Here is a 15,820-nt window from a genome sequence, read left to right on the forward strand (position 1 = left end):
CGGCACGCGCCCGATCAAAGCATCGGCTTGAGGTATTTTCCGGTATAGCTCGCAGGTGTGGCTGCCACTGTTTCAGGTGTGCCCTGAGCAATGATTTGGCCTCCGCCGCTGCCGCCTTCGGGGCCGAGATCGATGATCCAGTCCGCCGTCTTGATCACGTCGAGGTTATGCTCGATCACCACGATGGTATTGCCGTGATCGCGCAGGCGATGCAGCACGTCCAGCAGCAATTGGATATCCGCAAAATGCAAGCCCGTGGTCGGTTCGTCCAGGATATACATGGTGCGGCCGGTATCGCGCTTGGAGAGTTCCAGCGCCAGCTTGACGCGTTGCGCCTCGCCGCCGGATAACGTCGTCGCCGACTGCCCCAGCGTGATATAACCCAAGCCCACGTCCAGCAAGGTTTGCAGCTTGCGCGCTACCACTGGAACCGCGTTGAAGAACTGATGCGCTTGCTCCACAGTCATTTGCAGCACATCGTGGATGTTCTTGCCCTTGTACTGGATTTCCAGCGTTTCGCGGTTGTAGCGATGTCCCTTGCAGATATCGCACGGCACGTAGATATCGGGCAAAAAGTGCATTTCCACGCGGATCACGCCATCGCCCTGACAGGCCTCGCAGCGGCCGCCCTTGACGTTGAAGGAGTAGCGTCCCGGACCGTAACCGCGGGCACGGGATTCCGGCACTTCGGCGAACAGCTCACGGATCGGCGTGAAGAGCCCCGTATAGGTGGCTGGATTCGAACGCGGGGTACGGCCGATCGGACTCTGATCCACGTCCACCACCTTGTCGAAAAACTCCAGGCCGCTGATTTCCTCATAAGCCGCGGGCTCGGTGCTGGAGCCGTACAAATGCCGCGCCACCACGCGATAAAGCGTGTCGTTGATGAGCGTGGACTTGCCTGAACCGGAGACACCCGTCACGCAGACAAACAAGCCTACGGGCAGATCGAGCGTGACATTCTTGAGGTTGTTGCCGGTGGCGTTCTCCAGCTTGAGCCAACGCTTGTCATCAGGTGCATGACGCTCACGCGGCACCTCGATTTTCTTTCGGCCGGAAAGATACTGGCCGGTCAGGGATTTCTCATCGGACATGACCTCCTTGGGCGTACCCTGCGAGATGATCTGCCCCCCGTGCTCGCCGGCGCCAGGACCAATATCCACCACATAATCCGCTGCCATGATGGCATCCTGGTCGTGCTCGACCACAATCACGCTGTTGCCGATGTCGCGCAGGCGATGCATGGTTTCGAGCAGTCGGTCATTGTCGCGTTGGTGCAGGCCGATGGAAGGTTCGTCCAGCACGTACATTACGCCCGTCAGACCCGAGCCGATCTGGCTCGCAAGCCGGATGCGCTGCGCCTCGCCGCCGGATAGCGTTTCCGCCGATCGCGACAGCGACAGGTAATCCAGCCCCACATTGGTGAGAAAGGACAAGCGGCTTACCGTCTCCTTGACGATCTTGTCTGCAATCGCAAGTTTCTGTCCGCTCAGTTGCAACTGGTCGAAAAACACCAGCGCCTGCTTCAACGGCCACTCGCACACCTCGTGCAGCGTCTTGCCGCCCACTTTCACGTGGCGAGCCTCCTTGCGCAGCCGCGTGCCATCGCACTCGGGGCAGGGCTTGGAATTGAGATATTTCGCCAGCTCCTCACGCACCAACACGGAATCCGTTTCGCGATAGCGGCGCTCGAGGTTGTGCAGGATGCCCTCGAACGCATGGCTGCGCGTGCTCGCGACACCCCGCTCGTTGAGGTATATGAAGGGAATGGTTTCCTTGCCGCTGCCGTTGAGCAGGATGTCCTGCACGTTTTCCGACAACTTTTCGAACGGCGCGTCGATATCGAAATCGTAGAACGACGCCAGGCTTTGCAGCATCTGGAAATAGAACTGGTTGCGCTTGTCCCAGCCCTTCACCGCCCCCGATGCCAGCGACATGTGCGGGAAGGCCACCACGCGCTTGGGATCGAAGAAACTGACTGCACCCAGGCCATCGCACTTGGGGCAGGCGCCCATGGGGTTGTTGAAGGAGAAGAGACGGGGCTCCAGCTCCTGCAAGGCGAAATTACACACCGGGCAGGCGAACTTGGCAGAGAACAATTGCTCGCGGCCAGTATCCATTTCCATCGCAATCGCCCGCCCGTCAGCCAGGCGCAACGCGGTTTCGAACGATTCCGCCAGACGCTGCTTGATGTCGGCGCGAATCTTGAGACGATCCACCACCACGTCGACGTCATGTTTTTGCGTCTTGGCGAGCTTGGGCACCTCGTCCAGTTCGTAAATCTTGCCGTCTACCCGCACTCGGACAAAACCCTGGGCACGCAAATCGTCGAACAACTCCAGTTGCTCGCCCTTGCGGTTGGCCACCACCGGCGCCAGCACCATGAGCTTGGTTTCTTCCGGCAGCGCCATCACGGCATCCACCATTTGCGAGACCGTCTGGGCTTCGAGTTTGATCCCGTGTTCCGGACACTCCGGATCGCCGGCACGGGCGAACAACAGTCGCAGGTAATCGTGGATTTCGGTCACGGTGCCGACGGTGGAGCGAGGGTTGTGCGAGGTGGACTTTTGCTCGATGGAAATCGCCGGGCTCAAGCCCTCGATCAGGTCGACATCGGGCTTCTCCATCCGGTCCAAAAATTGGCGCGCATAGGCTGACAGCGATTCCACATACCGGCGCTGCCCCTCTGCATACAAGGTATCGAACGCAAGTGAAGACTTACCCGAGCCCGACAGGCCGGTAATCACGATCATCTTGTTGCGAGGCAGGTCGAGGGAAATATTCTTGAGGTTGTGCGTACGCGCACCTCGAATGCGAATGCTGTCCATGGGTTCCTGACGAGTGTTAGGCTAACCTGATAATATACGCAACTTCGCACCAATTTCTCAATCTCAAATTTCCATGCAGCCCTCAGAAAAGATGACTCCGCTGGAGATGCGGACCACCGTTTCATTGGCTTTGGTGTTCGCGTTGCGCATGTTCGGCATGTTTTCCATCCTGCCTGTGCTCGCGATCCACGCCCAATCGCTGCCCGGCGGCAGCATGCCGCTGCTGGTAGGTATCGCGCTCGGCATCGATGGATTGGCCCAGGCCGTTTTGCAAATCCCGTTCGGCTTGCTGTCCGACCGTTACGGCCGCAAGCGCATGATCTACATCGGATTGGCACTGTTTGCGCTGGGAAGTTTCATCGCAGCAGGCGCCCACGATATCTACATGATCATCCTGGGCCGGTTGGTGCAGGGCACAGGCGCTGTTGCCGCTGCCATCATTGCGCTGCTGGCCGATTTGACGCGCGAGGAACATCGCTCCAAATCCATGGCCGTGATCGGCATGAGCATCGGCGTCACCTTCGGCGCATCGATGGCCTTAGGTCCGGCACTCAACCACTACATCGGCGTTTCCGGCATCTTTGCGCTGACTGGCGTGCTGGCATTGGGCGCCATCTTCGTCATCCGCTTCGTCGTGCCGACGCCGCAGATCAGCCGTCAACATGCCGACGCAGGTACAGTGCCGTCGCAAATTCTCGGCGTGCTCAAGAACACCGAGTTGCAACGCCTCGACTTCGGTATATTCAGCCTGCATGCAGCCATGCGCGGACTATTCGTCGTAGTGCCGTTGCTGCTGCTCAATGTCGGCCCCTTGCCGGTCAACGAGCACTGGAAGGTCTACCTGCCGGTCATGGCGATTTCGTTCTTCGCCGTGGTGCCCGCCATCATCATCGCCGAGACGCGAGGCAAGATGAAGCCGGTGTTTTGCAGTGCCGTCGGACTGCTGACTATTGCTACGTTGCTCATGGCAATGATGGTGAACAATTTCTACGGCATCGTCGCCGCGCTTTTCCTGTTCTTCCTCGCGTTCAACCTGCTGGAAGCCACCCTACCTTCGCTGATTTCCAAGATCGCTCCGGCCGGCAGCAAAGGTACAGCCATCGGCGTCTACAACAGCTTCCAATTCCTGGGCTTGTTCCTGGGAGGCACCATTGGCGGCTTCCTGGCCCAGCATGCCAGCCATGCAGCCGTGTTCGCCTTCTCGTCCGGACTATGCCTGGCATGGCTGCTGCTGGCGCTCTCCATGGAAAAGCCGCCAGCCGTCCGTACCCGCATGTATCATGTCGGCTACGCCTTGGATGAACAAAAAGCCCGCGCGCTGTCCGAACAGCTCTCCGCCTTGAACGGCGTCAACGAAGCCGTGGTGATCGCCGACGAAGGCGTGGCCTATTTAAAAGTGAGCATGGGCGACTGGGATGAAGCCCGTGCACGTGAATTGATCGAAAAAGGGGAATGATATGGCGTCAGTCAACAAATGCATCTTCATCGGCAACCTCGGGCGCGACCCGGAAGTCCGCTACATGCCGAGCGGCGACGCAATGGCCAACTTCTCCATTGCCTGTACTGACAGCTTCCGCGACAAGAGCGGTGCCAAGCAGGAGCGTACCGAATGGGTCCGCATCGTGATGTTCGGCAAGCAAGCCGAGATCGCCGGCGAATACCTCAAGAAAGGCTCCTCGGTCTACATCGAAGGCCGCATGCAAACCCGCAAGTGGACCAACAAGGAAGGCCAGGACCAGTACACCACCGAGATCGTCGCCGACCGCATGCAAATGCTGGGCGGCCGCAGTTCCGGCGGCGGCAACAGCTTCGAAGTAATGGATGACGACATGAGCATGGGCAGCTCCGCTCCCGCCCCGCAACGCCAGCAAGCCCCCGCCAGCCGTCCGGCAGCAGCCCCGGCACCGGCGTCATCGTTTGATGATATGGATGACGATATTCCATTTTGATCTGTCAGTGCTGAACCCAAAGGCCGCCCGTGCGGCCTTTTGTCTTTCAAAACGGTAACTCGGCTTGCTGAAAGGCCTCTCTTTGTTCCAGCCCCACGCCAAAGGGCGCTAGTCCACCTACCCTTATCCCCAGCAGCCTAAGCCTTTGCACCATCCGAACCCGCTTCAAGCATTCCCGGGACGCTTGAAGGATATCGTCAGGGCGTTGTGTTACGTAAGGCAGCGTGATGTCGCGCGTCACCGTACTGAAATCCTGAAACCGAAGCTTGATGCCGATAGTTTTGCCCTCGTACCCCTTGCGCTTGAGATCGTCGGCAACCCGATCGCACAGCCGGGTCAGCGCATCGGTCAGCAATTGACGATCTTGCCGCACGTGCAGGTCGCGCTCGAAAGTGGTTTCACGGCTGACCGACTTGGGCTCGGAGCGTGTCACTACCGGTCTGTTGTCCCGACCATTGGCCGCGTCGATCAGCCATTCGGCGTAGCTGCGGCCGAAGTGCTCCAGTAGTACTTTCGGATCGGCCTGGGCAAGTTGACCGATGGTTTCTATCCCAAGCGATGCAAGCCGTTGCGCCGCCTTGGGACCGATGCCGTTGACCTTGCTGGCCTTGAGCGGCCAGATACGTGCAGGAATATCCTCCGGCGCAAGAATGGTGAGGCCGTCCGGCTTGTCGAGGTCGGAGCCGATCTTGGCGAGCAGTTTGTTGGGCGCGACGGCGATGGAACATCGCAGCCCGGTAGCTTCAAAGACGGCCTGCTTGATACGCGCCGCCAAGGCATGAGTTTCCTCGGCATGCTGGGTCAGGTCGATATAAATCTCGTCGATGCCGCGATCTTCGATTTCCGGCGCGATGATCGAGACGGCCTGCTTGAACAGCAGCGAATAATGGCGGTAGGCATTGAAATCAGCTGGCAGCAGCACGGCGTCCAGCGCCAGCTTGGCCGCCTTCATCACGCCCATGGCGGAAAACACGCCGAGCGCTCTTGCTTCATAGGTGGAGGTAGTAACGACGCCTCGCCCAACATAATTGCGCAGCTTTGCAAAACTGCGGGTGCCGTCGGGCAGCACTCGTGGCGCATCGATGGAACGCCCGCCCACAACCATGGGCAGGCCCCTCAGCTCGGGATAGCGCAGCAGTTCCACCCCCGCGAAAAACATGTCCATATCCAGATGGGCGATGCGACGAGGGGAGTGATTGGCGGGTAGCGGCTCCATAGCTGAAATTATGACATCGGATGGCGCAAATGATGCTTGCGCTTTATCTGCAACGCCGCGAACCGTTCTGAAACGCGTCTTTGCGCTACATTTCCGCCCCTTGATACCGCAAGCCTATGCCCCAATATCGGTGCGGTAATAGAAAAACATGGCTTGTCAGGTATAATTTTGTTTTTTAAGGAGGTTCCTTATGCCGATTTACGAATACCGCTGCACCAGCTGCGGCGTCGAAAAAGAAGTCATGCAAAAGATGAGCGATGCGCCGCTCACCACCTGCCCGGATTGCGGCAAGGAAACGTTCGCCAAGCAATTGTCCGCAGCCGGCTTCCAGCTCAAGGGCAGCGGTTGGTACGCTACCGATTTCAAGGGCGCGAGTTCCAAGCCCAAGGAAGACAGCGCGCCAGCTAGCACGCCGTGCGGCGGCAGCTGCGCTTGCCACTAAGCGATTGAAGAGACCCAATAGCAAAGTTCGCGCATAGCGGACTTTGCTTTTTTCATCTCATGCTAAAACGTTATTTCCTGACCGGCCTGCTCGTCCTGGTGCCGCTCGCCATTACCGTATGGGTATTGGCGACCCTGATCGGCCTCATGGACCAAAGCCTGTTGCTGCTGCCGCCGAGCTGGCGCCCTGAGAGTCGTTTCGGCTTTAGCGTGCCCGGCATGGGTGCGGTGCTGACGGTACTGATCGTGCTGATTACCGGCATCCTCGCCACCAATTTCTTCGGCAAGCGACTGATCCTGTTTTGGGAAGGTTTGCTGGCACGCGTGCCGGTGGTCAAATCCATCTACTACAGCGTCAAGCAAGTCTCGGACACGTTGTTTTCCGGCACTGGCGAGCACTTCGGGAAAGTGCTGCTCGTTCCCTACCCACACCAGGGCGCCTTGTCGATTGCGTTTCAAACCGGCACGCCGACCCCACAAGTGGCCCAGCACAGCGACGAAGAACTGGTGAGCGTATTCATCCCCACCGCGCCTAGTCCGGTCAACGGCTTTTTCTTCTTCGTGAAAAAAAGCGACACCGTCGAACTCGATATCAGCGTGGACGAGGCATTGAAATACATCGTCTCGATGGGCGTCGTAGTGCCGACGCCAAAAGATATCCAAGCCGCCAATTACGTTGGCGATTAACTCAACTTCAAACAAGCAATTCGAAATTTCTATGCGTACTCATTACTGCGGCGAGCTCAATAGCCAACATATCGGACAAATCGTCACCCTATGCGGTTGGGCGCATCGCCGCCGCGACCACGGCGGCGTTATCTTCATCGACCTGCGCGACCGCACCGGTATGTCGCAAATCGTGATCGATCCGGACACCCCCGAAGCCTTTGCCTTGGCCGAAACCGTACGCAATGAATTCGTACTCAAGATTACATGCAAGGTGCGCCCTCGTCCCGAAGGCACGGTCAACCCTAATATTCCGACCGGCGAGGTCGAAATGCTGGCAAGCGAAATCGAAATCCTCAACCCATCGCTCACGCCCCCCTTCATGCTGGACGACGACAACCTGAGTGAAACCGTGCGTCTGGAGCACCGCTATCTCGACCTGCGCCGTCCCGCGATGCAGAAGAACATGATGCTGCGCTATCGTGTTGCCAAGACCTTGCGCGATTATCTCGATACTGCCGGTTTCATCGAAGTCGAGACGCCGATGCTGACCCGCAGCACCCCGGAAGGTGCACGCGACTACCTGGTGCCGTCACGCGTGCACCATGGCATGTTCTTCGCGCTGCCGCAGTCTCCGCAGTTGTTCAAGCAACTCCTCATGGTGGCAGGCTTCGACAAGTACTTCCAGATCACCAAGTGCTTCCGCGACGAAGACCTGCGCGCCGACCGTCAGCCGGAATTCACCCAGGTGGATATCGAGACCTCCTTCCTCAACGAAAACCAGATCATGGACATCGTCGAGGAAATGATCCGCCGCATGTTCAAGCAAGTGCAGGACATCGACCTGCCCAATCCCTTCCCGCGCATGCCTTTCAGCGAAGCGATGAACCGCTACGGCTCCGACAAGCCTGACATGCGCGTCACGCTGGAAATCACCGAACTCACCGATGTAATGAAGGATGTCGACTTCAAGGTGTTCTCGGGTGCAGCCAATATGGCAGGCGGCCGAGTGGCCGGCTTGCGTATCCCTGGCGGCTCTGCACTGACCCGCGGCGAAATCGACGCATACACCGAATTCGTCAAGATTTACGGTGCCAAGGGTCTGGCCTATGTCAAGATCAACGACATCACCAAGCTCAACGAAGAAGGCCTGCAATCGCCGATCGTGAAAAACATCCACGTCAACGCGCTGCAAGCCGTCATTAAGCGCACCGGCGCTCAGAACGGCGATCTCGTGTTCTTTGGCGCCGACAAGGCCAAGGTGGTCAACGAAGCGCTAGGCGCACTGCGCGCCAAGGTCGGCCACGAGAAGGGCCACGTCGACGGCCGCACCTGGGCTCCGCTTTGGGTGGTGGATTTCCCGATGTTTGAACACGACGAGGAAGCCGACCGCTGGGTCGCCTTGCATCACCCCTTCACTTCGCCCAAGGACGGCCACGAAGACCTGCTCACCACTAACCCTGGTGCAGCACTCTCCAAGGCCTACGACATGGTGTTGAACGGCTGGGAAGTCGGCGGAGGTTCCGTCCGTATCCACCGCCAGGAAGTGCAATCGAAGGTATTCGATGCGCTCAAAATCTCTGCAGAAGAAGCCCAGGAGAAATTCGGCTTCCTGCTCGATGCCCTGCAATACGGTGCGCCCCCGCACGGCGGCCTGGCTTTCGGCCTGGATCGTCTGGTCACACTCATGGCCGGCGCCGAGTCCATCCGCGACGTCATCGCCTTCCCCAAGACCCAGCGTGCTCAGTGCTTGATGACCAAGGCACCGAACGAGGTCGACGAGAAGCAGCTGCGCGAGTTGCATATCCGCGTGCGCCAGCAGAACGTCGCCGGCTAATAGCTCAGCATCTAGCTTTTTAGGCTATCAATGGCCTCGGTGCAGATGTACCGAGGCCATTTTTATATCCATCGCAATTGCATGGCAACTGCACTGCAATTATTCTTCGAAATCACCGACCAGCCCTCAGGAGCATGTAGTCCATGCCCATCAAATCCCGTATCCGCACCATTCCGCATTTCCCCAAATACGGAATCCAATACCGCGACATCACGACTTTGCTCAAGGATCCTCTCGGTCTGCGCCTCGTCGTCTACGAATTGTTCAAGCGCTATACGGGGCAGAAGATCGACAAGATAGCCGCGATCGAATCGCGCGGCTTCATCATCGCTGCGCCGCTCGCCGTGCAGCTTGGTGTGGGGTTAGTGCCTATCCGCAAGCCAGGCAAGCTTCCGGGAGAGAAGGTCGGGCACGACTATCAGCTGGAATACGGCAGCGACCGCCTGGAACTGCATAGCGATGCGATCGAGTCTGGGGAAAAGGTACTGCTTGTAGACGACCTGCTAGCGACAGGCGGCACGGCCCTCGCAGGGATTCACCTCATCGAGAAGCTTGGAGGAGCGCTCGTGGAATGCGCTTTCGTCGTCGACCTGCCGGATGTCGGCGGCCGTCGTCGGCTTGAAGGTGAAGGGTACTCGGTCTTTGCCTTGTGCGAATTCGAGGGGGATTGATGAAGCTCGCACTCACGAATCGGCAAGATCTTAAGGCTCGCGCGCTCTTGCTGGGCGATCGCCTTGATCTCAGGGCATTCAAGATTGCAGATTGTCTCGCGACGACGCCATTGACGCTGGAAGCGGATGCCGACGGCGGCATTGCGGTGCTGTTCCGCTATGGGGTGGTGGTGTTTTTCGGCGTGAAAAGCCTCGACGAAGTCCGGTTCATCGACACGCTCAAGCCCTTGATCACCAATCCCTATGCGACGCCGGAAATCGAAGAAATGGATATCCACTGCGGAAAGTCCGGCCTGGGCGTGCAGAGCGGGGCCGTTTCATTGGATGAAATTTCGCTCGAGAAAATGCAGGTGATCGCCGATGCATTGAGCAAGAGCTTGCTATTGTCGCTTTATGAAAAAACAGTGGGCAGCGAATTCGACAAGATCGAGCCCTTGGCACAGCAGCTCGCAACGCACGGCAAGGTCAGCGCGGATGCCAAGACGCTGCTATCCAAGATAGGCAACATGCTGCTCATCGAGCATCGCATGGTAGGACGGGCAGAGCTCGGCGATAAGCCGGAAACCCTCTGGGATTATCCGCAACTAGGCGGACTGTATGCGAGCCTGGAGGACGAATTCGAGTTGCCGGAGCGGCAAGCTGCGCTGGAGCGCAAGCTGGGACTGATCTCAGATACCGCCCAGACGCTTGCCGACGTATGGGACAACAAGCAGCTGCATAAGCTGGAATGGTATGTCATCGGACTCATCGTCTTTGAGATCATCATCAGCTTGTTCGAGCTAGGCGATAAGTTTTTTCATTGAGCTTCACCTCAACAAAAAAGCCGGGTATGCACCCGGCTTTTTTGTTGGTCAGCTTGCACTTAAGTCGTCATTTAGAGCTGCCCGTAGGAATGCAAGCCGGACAGGAACATATTCACACCCAGGAAGGCGAAGGTCGTCACCAGCAGGCCGATCAGCGCCCACCAGGCCAATACCGTTCCGCGCAGACCCTTGACGAGGCGCAAGTGCAGCCAGGCCGCATAGTTAAGCCAGACGATCAGCGCCCAGGTTTCCTTCGGGTCCCAGGACCAGTAGCCGCCCCATGCTTCCGCCGCCCACATGGCACCGAGGATGGTAGCGATGGTGAAGAAGGCGAAGCCGATGGCGATGACCTTGTACATCAGGTCGTCCAGAACTTCCAGGGCCGGCAGGCGAGATGTCAGGATGCCACGTTGCGACAGCAGGTAGGCACTCCCCACCATGGCAGCCAGCGAGAACGAGCCGTAGCCGATAAAGTTGGCCGGCACGTGGATCTTCATCCAATAGGACTGTAGTGCCGGCACCAGTGGCTGAATACCGCTCGCCTGACGATCGAAGGTGTACCACAGGATGAACCCCACACCTGCATTCACCACCAGCAGCACGAACCCACCCAGCTGGCGGGTGTTGAAGCGGCCTTCGTAATACAAGTACAGCAGCGACGTGATCAGGCAGAACAGGATGAATACTTCATACAAGTTGCTGATAGGGATATGGCCGACATCGGGCGAAATGAGATAAGACTCGTACCAGCGCACCATGAGGCCGGTAAAGCCCATTAGCACGGCGCTCCAGGTCAGTCCCGTCGCCACTTTGCCTACGAACATCGAGCGAGAGAACGTCGCGCCCCAGTAGGTCAGCATTGCCAGCACGAAGAGGACATTCATCCACATGATGGCGGTCTGGCTGCCGACGAAGAACTTCAGGAAGAAGGCGTGATCGACGCTAGCAAGATCGCCGTGATATTGGCTGATGCCGAATAGGCTCAACGCGGCGATACCGACCAGCAGCGGACGCACCGGTTTCCAGAACCAGCCCAGCCAGCTAAAACCCGCAACAGCCCCCAGCAGGAAGCTCTTTTCATAGGCATCCATGTAAGCGCCGTAACGACTGAAGGCGAAAACACCGCCGAAAAGCAGCAGCAAGGCATAAGCCCAATCCACCCACGACAGGGTCTTGAGCAGGGGTTGCGGCTCGATATAGTTTTGCGTCAATTCCATTGCTTGATCCTCGGTCAATATTCCGGTTTGCCAGCAGAAAACGGATGAACATCGCAACGCGATGACATCCGGCTCTGAATTACACCGGTTTTATTGTTGCATCAGTTGTTGCAGGCGGCCCTTGAAGCGTTCGAACTCCGCATCGAAATCTCGGCTCTTGCGGGCGCTCGACATCGCGAACAGTACACGCTGCGTGCCAGGTTTGACCAGCAACCACACACGGCGTTCACGCACGTAGAACATGGCGAAAATACCCAACACCAGCAGGATGGAGCCACCGTATACCAAGTTCTTGCCCGGCGAACGCGTCAGTTGGAAGCCGCTTGCTTGGCGGTGTTCAAAACTGGTCAGCTGCAAGAAGAACGGCGAACCGTAGAAGAACACATCGCTGGCCGAATTGAGGCTATCGCGAATGAAGGCAAGCGTGGCCTCGTCGGTCTTGGGTGCGGGCTTACCGTCAGCCTCGCGGCTCATGCCGTAGGCTTCGAAAGCCACGTTTTCCAGAATCCGGATATACGTCTGCGCGGCCTTTTCACGCTCGTTCGCCGGTACGGATTTCTCGATGAAATCCGCCACAGCGTTAAAACCGCCCTTGGCGAACAGTCCCAGCAGTTGCTGCACGCTGTTGATGAATTTCGGACGCATAGCCTCGGCGCCCGCCTCACCTTGCAACACCTTGTCGGCAAGACGCTTGGCCAATATGGGTGCTTTCGCCGGATCGGACATGAGCGCATGCCACTGCATGTAGCCCTGGATGGAAACGTCTTCATCCGCAGGAATACGGAGATAGCGGAAGCTTTCGCTCGGGCTGCCGCGCATGCCGGAGACGAAATAGGTACGGCCGTCCAATTGCATGGGCTGCATGTAATTGAGGTATTCGTGGGCCTGGCCCTGAGCATCACGCACCTTGAAAGTCACGCTGGGACCGACGTTGTGCGGCTTGCCCTTGCCGTCGGAACTCAGGTTGAGCACATTGAACAGGCGGAAATCGTCCAGTTCCACGGTAAGAGGCGCGCCAGAGGTAGTAAGCGTCACCGTGCCGTTGACCTTGCCGTCCACCTTGAACGGCCGCGCCTCGGCGCTTGCCAACTGCCAGCCATCGAAGGAGAGGCTGGAGCCGCCGTCCTGGAAATCGGATTGGTAGATAGCCACACCCTTATAGATCAGCGGATGGTTGACGCTGATGGTGGCATTGAAGGGTTCCTTGCGATCCGGGTCGAGAATGGCCACGTCGCTCTCGAACGACTTGGGCTGGCCGGTGGGGTAATGCTCGATGCGGAATTTCTTGAGCGCGATGGCGAAGGGCAGTTCTTGCACCAGATAGCCGTCGCGCATGCGCAGGAACACGACATCGCCTTGCGAACCTTCGGGGATCGTAATGTTGCCGCGGAAAGACAGGTTGTTGACCGGCAGGCGGCTAATGGCAGGAACTTTATCGGCCGCAAGATCGCGCGTCTCGATCTTTTTCCAGCCCATGATTTCCTGGAACTTGAACGGCAGATTGCCATCGATCAGTCCGCCGATGCAGATCACGATAATCGCCGCATGGGTCAGAATGTAGCCCAGGCGCTGGTAAGCGCCTGCTTTCGCAGCGATCAATACATCGCCCGCTTCGCGATCCACGGTCTTGAAACGGAAACCGTGCGCCGTCAGGAAACCTTGCAACTTGGGCAATGATTCTTCCTTGGTGAGCGTTGTCGCATATTCGGCCTGGTGGCTGAACAAGCGCAGCGACTTTTCCGTCGCGTGCTCGCGCCATGAACGAATCTCGCGCAGCATCAGGGGGGTGTTGCGATACACGCATAAGGCGGTGGAAATCACCAGGAAGGCCAAAATGACGATGAACCAGCCGCTGTGGTAAACGTCGTACAGCCCCAGTTTTTCGAAGGCGCTAAACCAGAACTGGCCGAACTGGATGATGTAGTTCGGGTACGGCTCGTTCTGCTTGAGCACCGTGCCGATGATGGAGGCGATGCCCAGTACCGTCAGCAAGGAGACGGCAAACCGCATGGAACTGAGCAGGTCGTAGATTTCGCGCAGGCGACTGTGAGTGTGGTTTTTCAAGATCTATAAATGGCGAAAGGGGCGGCAAGATGCCACCCCTGAATCGTTAGTCTATCTACCGGTGTGAGACGGCAAGACACTCGGAAAGTGCCCGCCGCTCCCTTTGGTGCATTAATGCAGCCCTTGCACGTAATCAGCAACAGCGGCGATTTCCTGATCGCTCAGCTTAGCTGCGATCATGCGCATGGCCTTGTTGGCGTCGTTGGCACGCTCGCCGGCACGGAAGGCTTTGAGCTGCACCATCACGTAATCAGCATGCTGACCGCCGATACGCGGGAACTGCACAGGAATGCCGCCGCCGGTCGGACCGTGACAGGCTGCGCAAGCTGCAACGCCGCGAGCGACGATACCGCCCTTGTAGATCTTCTCGCCCAGTGAGCCGGGGCCGTTTTCCTTAGCGTTGCCGCCCTTGGGCTTCTGGCTACTGAAGTACTGGCCGAGCTTAATCATGTCGTCGGCGCTGAGAGTAGCAGCGATGCCGCTCATCACGGGATTCTTGCGCTCGCCGGACTTGAATTGGGTGAGCTGCTTGGTGATGTATTGGGGATGTTGACCTGCCAGTCGCGGATTGGTCGTAATAATGCTGTTGCCGTCTGCGTTATGGCAGGCTGCGCAAACCGTGTTCACGGTGGTCGTGATGTCGGCCTTGGGGGCATCTGCCTTGGCTTCGGTCGGTACGGCAGCTTCGGCGGCAAAAGCCAGGTTTGCGCTCAACAGGCCGGCGGCAATCAGCGCAACTGCGGGGAACTTCATCTCATGCTCCTCAAATTCGAAAATCGGAAATGGGCGTGATTTTATCGCAATAGCGCCCGGCATGCATGGTACTATTTCGCTGATTTTGCACAGCACACGCCCATGCCACTCTTCCAGAACGCCGCATATTTCGCTTCCGCCCACCATCTGCACGAACTTCCGAAGGAAGACGGCTGCGCGGAGGTCGCGTTCGCCGGCCGCTCAAACGCCGGAAAATCGAGCGCAATCAATACGTTGGCAAACCACAACCGTTTAGCGTTCGTAAGTAAGCAGCCGGGGCGAACCCAGCTCATCAATTTTTTCACCATCAGCGAAAATGCTTACCTGGTGGACTTGCCGGGCTACGGCTACGCGAAGGTGCCGGAAGCCATGCGCAAGCATTGGCAGCATGTGCTCGCCACTTACCTGTCCACCCGCCCCAGCCTACGCGGCTTGGTACTCGTGATGGATTCGCGCCATCCGCTCACCTCGCTGGATCGCCAGATGCTGGATTGGTTCGGCCCCACCGGCAAGCCCATCCACGTGCTGCTGACCAAGTCGGACAAGCTTTCGCGTAGCGAGGCCATGAAAACGCTGGCCGCGGTGCGCAAGGAACTCAACGAAAACTGGGGCAGTTGCACTGCACAGCTTTTTTCCAGCCTGAAAAAGCAAGGCGTCGACGAGGCGGAAAAAATCATCGCTCCGTGGCTAGCCGCCCCTTCAGACGCGTCGGAAGACCAAATCCCAGACCCCGTGGCCTAGATTGATCCCGCGCCGCTCAAACTTGGTTTCCGGGCGGTAATCGGGCTTGGGCGCATAATCCTCCGCCGTATTCTTGAGCTGCGGCTCACCGCGCAATACTTCCAGCATCCATTCCGCGTATTCCTGCCAATCCGTCGCCAGATGCAGATAGCCGCCCGGCTTGAGGCGTGAAGCCAGCAAGGCCACGAGCGGCGGCTGGATGAGGCGGCGCTTGTGATGGCGTTTTTTCGGCCATGGATCGGGAAAATAAATGTGTATGCCGTCGAGGGAAGCCGGCGCAATCATGTGGTTGAGCACCTCGACCGCATCGTGCTGGATGATGCGGGTATTGTCGATATTGCCGGCGTCCAACAAGCGCATCAATGCGCCGACGCCCGGCGTGTGCACCTCAATCCCCAGGTAGTCGTTCTCGGGATGCTCGGCAGCGATATGCGCCGTCGCCCCGCCCATACCAAATCCAATCTCCAGGATTTTCGGCGCCTGCCGTCCGAATGCCACGTCCAAGTTCAATAGTTGCGGCGCATAGTCGATCACATAGCGCGCCTGATGCTGTTCGTAAGCCCGCTGCTGCGCCTCGGAAATGCGCCCCTGGCGCAAGACGAAGCTACGGATGGGACGGTGTTGTTCTGTCATG

The 15,820-nt window shown here is 58.2% G+C and carries 14 protein-coding genes; 8 read left to right on the forward strand and 6 right to left on the reverse strand.

Features of this window, described 5'->3' with window-relative positions; translation table 11 throughout:
- Positions 1-14 precede the first annotated feature (14 nt).
- The gene (gene uvrA, locus NMK_RS05360; RefSeq protein WP_109014723.1) at positions 15-2,828 is read right to left on the reverse strand and encodes an excinuclease ABC subunit UvrA; all 2,814 of its coding nucleotides are present in this window, start codon (positions 2,826-2,828) and stop codon (positions 15-17) included.
- A 73-nt stretch (positions 2,829-2,901) separates the two neighbouring features.
- Between uvrA and NMK_RS05365 the strand changes: the two genes are divergently transcribed.
- Both NMK_RS05365 and NMK_RS05370 read left to right on the forward strand, forming a co-directional pair.
- Positions 2,902-4,284, forward strand: coding sequence for an MFS transporter (locus NMK_RS05365; RefSeq protein ID WP_227871376.1), 1,383 nt, complete (start codon positions 2,902-2,904; stop codon positions 4,282-4,284).
- A gap of 1 nt (position 4,285) precedes the next feature.
- A complete protein-coding gene (locus NMK_RS05370) occupies positions 4,286-4,777 on the forward strand; it encodes a single-stranded DNA-binding protein (protein ID WP_109014724.1) in 492 nt (163 codons plus the stop codon).
- Positions 4,778-4,823: 46 nt separating this feature from the next.
- On the opposite strand, the gene dinB is transcribed toward NMK_RS05370, so the two are convergent.
- Positions 4,824-5,993: a DNA polymerase IV gene (dinB, locus tag NMK_RS05375; RefSeq protein ID WP_109014725.1), complete on the reverse strand. Its 1,170-nt coding sequence runs from the start codon at positions 5,991-5,993 to the stop codon at positions 4,824-4,826.
- 190 nt (positions 5,994-6,183) lie between these two features.
- Here dinB and NMK_RS05380 point away from each other — a divergent pair, with 190 nt between their 5' ends.
- The 5 genes from NMK_RS05380 (at position 6,184) to NMK_RS05400 (ending at position 10,411) form a co-directional block, all read left to right on the forward strand.
- Entirely contained in the window at positions 6,184-6,435 is a 252-nt protein-coding gene (locus tag NMK_RS05380) for an FmdB family zinc ribbon protein (protein ID WP_109014726.1), read from the forward strand.
- A gap of 59 nt (positions 6,436-6,494) precedes the next feature.
- Positions 6,495-7,121 carry a DUF502 domain-containing protein gene (locus tag NMK_RS05385; RefSeq protein ID WP_109014727.1) on the forward strand — a complete coding sequence of 209 codons (627 nt, stop codon included), beginning with the start codon at positions 6,495-6,497 and terminating at the stop codon, positions 7,119-7,121.
- Positions 7,122-7,152: 31 nt separating this feature from the next.
- On the forward strand, positions 7,153-8,937 hold the full coding sequence (aspS, locus tag NMK_RS05390) for an aspartate--tRNA ligase (protein ID WP_109014728.1): 1,785 nt from the start codon (positions 7,153-7,155) through the stop codon (positions 8,935-8,937).
- Between the two features lie 143 nt (positions 8,938-9,080).
- Entirely contained in the window at positions 9,081-9,608 is a 528-nt protein-coding gene (locus NMK_RS05395; RefSeq protein ID WP_109014729.1) for an adenine phosphoribosyltransferase, read from the forward strand.
- Positions 9,608-10,411: an RMD1 family protein gene (locus NMK_RS05400; RefSeq protein WP_181376175.1), complete on the forward strand. Its 804-nt coding sequence runs from the start codon at positions 9,608-9,610 to the stop codon at positions 10,409-10,411. Before NMK_RS05395 ends, NMK_RS05400 begins: the two co-directional genes overlap by 1 nt.
- A gap of 71 nt (positions 10,412-10,482) precedes the next feature.
- Here the strand turns inward: NMK_RS05400 and ccsB are convergent, their stop codons facing one another.
- The 3 genes from ccsB to NMK_RS05415 all read right to left on the reverse strand — a co-directional run bounded on the left by ccsB (position 10,483) and on the right by NMK_RS05415 (position 14,445).
- Positions 10,483-11,628 (reverse strand): c-type cytochrome biogenesis protein CcsB, encoded by a 1,146-nt coding sequence (ccsB, locus tag NMK_RS05405; RefSeq protein ID WP_109014731.1) that lies wholly within the window; start codon positions 11,626-11,628, stop codon positions 10,483-10,485.
- A 90-nt stretch (positions 11,629-11,718) separates the two neighbouring features.
- A complete protein-coding gene (locus tag NMK_RS05410; RefSeq protein ID WP_109015075.1) occupies positions 11,719-13,638 on the reverse strand; it encodes a cytochrome c biogenesis protein ResB in 1,920 nt (639 codons plus the stop codon).
- Positions 13,639-13,803: 165 nt separating this feature from the next.
- A complete protein-coding gene (locus NMK_RS05415; RefSeq protein WP_109014732.1) occupies positions 13,804-14,445 on the reverse strand; it encodes a c-type cytochrome in 642 nt (213 codons plus the stop codon).
- Positions 14,446-14,547: 102 nt separating this feature from the next.
- On the opposite strand from NMK_RS05415, the gene yihA reads away from it, so the two are divergent.
- Complete coding sequence (gene yihA, locus NMK_RS05420; protein ID WP_109014733.1) at positions 14,548-15,186, forward strand: ribosome biogenesis GTP-binding protein YihA/YsxC; 639 nt, start codon at positions 14,548-14,550, stop codon at positions 15,184-15,186.
- Here yihA and trmB read toward each other — a convergent pair.
- Positions 15,145-15,819 carry a tRNA (guanosine(46)-N7)-methyltransferase TrmB gene (gene trmB / locus NMK_RS05425; RefSeq protein ID WP_109014734.1) on the reverse strand — a complete coding sequence of 225 codons (675 nt, stop codon included), beginning with the start codon at positions 15,817-15,819 and terminating at the stop codon, positions 15,145-15,147. The genes yihA and trmB overlap by 42 nt on opposite strands.
- Position 15,820 lies beyond the last annotated feature (1 nt).

Source organism: Novimethylophilus kurashikiensis, assembly GCF_003112435.1.
Lineage (GTDB): Bacteria > Pseudomonadota > Gammaproteobacteria > Burkholderiales > Methylophilaceae > Novimethylophilus > Novimethylophilus kurashikiensis.

Excerpts from the sequence above, each read along its gene's own strand:
- dinB (WP_109014725.1), bottom strand. The coding sequence starts at position 5,993 with ATGGAGCCGCTACCCGCCAATCACTCCCCTCGTCGCATCGCCCATCTG.
- NMK_RS05380 (WP_109014726.1), top strand. The coding sequence starts at position 6,184 with ATGCCGATTTACGAATACCGCTGCACCAGCTGCGGCGTCGAAAAAGAA.
- uvrA (WP_109014723.1), bottom strand. The coding sequence starts at position 2,828 with ATGGACAGCATTCGCATTCGAGGTGCGCGTACGCACAACCTCAAGAAT.
- NMK_RS05410 (WP_109015075.1), bottom strand. The coding sequence starts at position 13,638 with ATGCGGTTTGCCGTCTCCTTGCTGACGGTACTGGGCATCGCCTCCATC.
- yihA (WP_109014733.1), top strand. The coding sequence starts at position 14,548 with ATGCCACTCTTCCAGAACGCCGCATATTTCGCTTCCGCCCACCATCTG.
- trmB (WP_109014734.1), bottom strand. The coding sequence starts at position 15,819 with ATGACAGAACAACACCGTCCCATCCGTAGCTTCGTCTTGCGCCAGGGG.
- NMK_RS05400 (WP_181376175.1), top strand. The coding sequence starts at position 9,608 with ATGAAGCTCGCACTCACGAATCGGCAAGATCTTAAGGCTCGCGCGCTC.
- NMK_RS05395 (WP_109014729.1), top strand. The coding sequence starts at position 9,081 with ATGCCCATCAAATCCCGTATCCGCACCATTCCGCATTTCCCCAAATAC.
- ccsB (WP_109014731.1), bottom strand. The coding sequence starts at position 11,628 with ATGGAATTGACGCAAAACTATATCGAGCCGCAACCCCTGCTCAAGACC.
- NMK_RS05385 (WP_109014727.1), top strand. The coding sequence starts at position 6,495 with ATGCTAAAACGTTATTTCCTGACCGGCCTGCTCGTCCTGGTGCCGCTC.
- NMK_RS05365 (WP_227871376.1), top strand. The coding sequence starts at position 2,902 with ATGCAGCCCTCAGAAAAGATGACTCCGCTGGAGATGCGGACCACCGTT.
- aspS (WP_109014728.1), top strand. The coding sequence starts at position 7,153 with ATGCGTACTCATTACTGCGGCGAGCTCAATAGCCAACATATCGGACAA.
- NMK_RS05415 (WP_109014732.1), bottom strand. The coding sequence starts at position 14,445 with ATGAAGTTCCCCGCAGTTGCGCTGATTGCCGCCGGCCTGTTGAGCGCA.
- NMK_RS05370 (WP_109014724.1), top strand. The coding sequence starts at position 4,286 with ATGGCGTCAGTCAACAAATGCATCTTCATCGGCAACCTCGGGCGCGAC.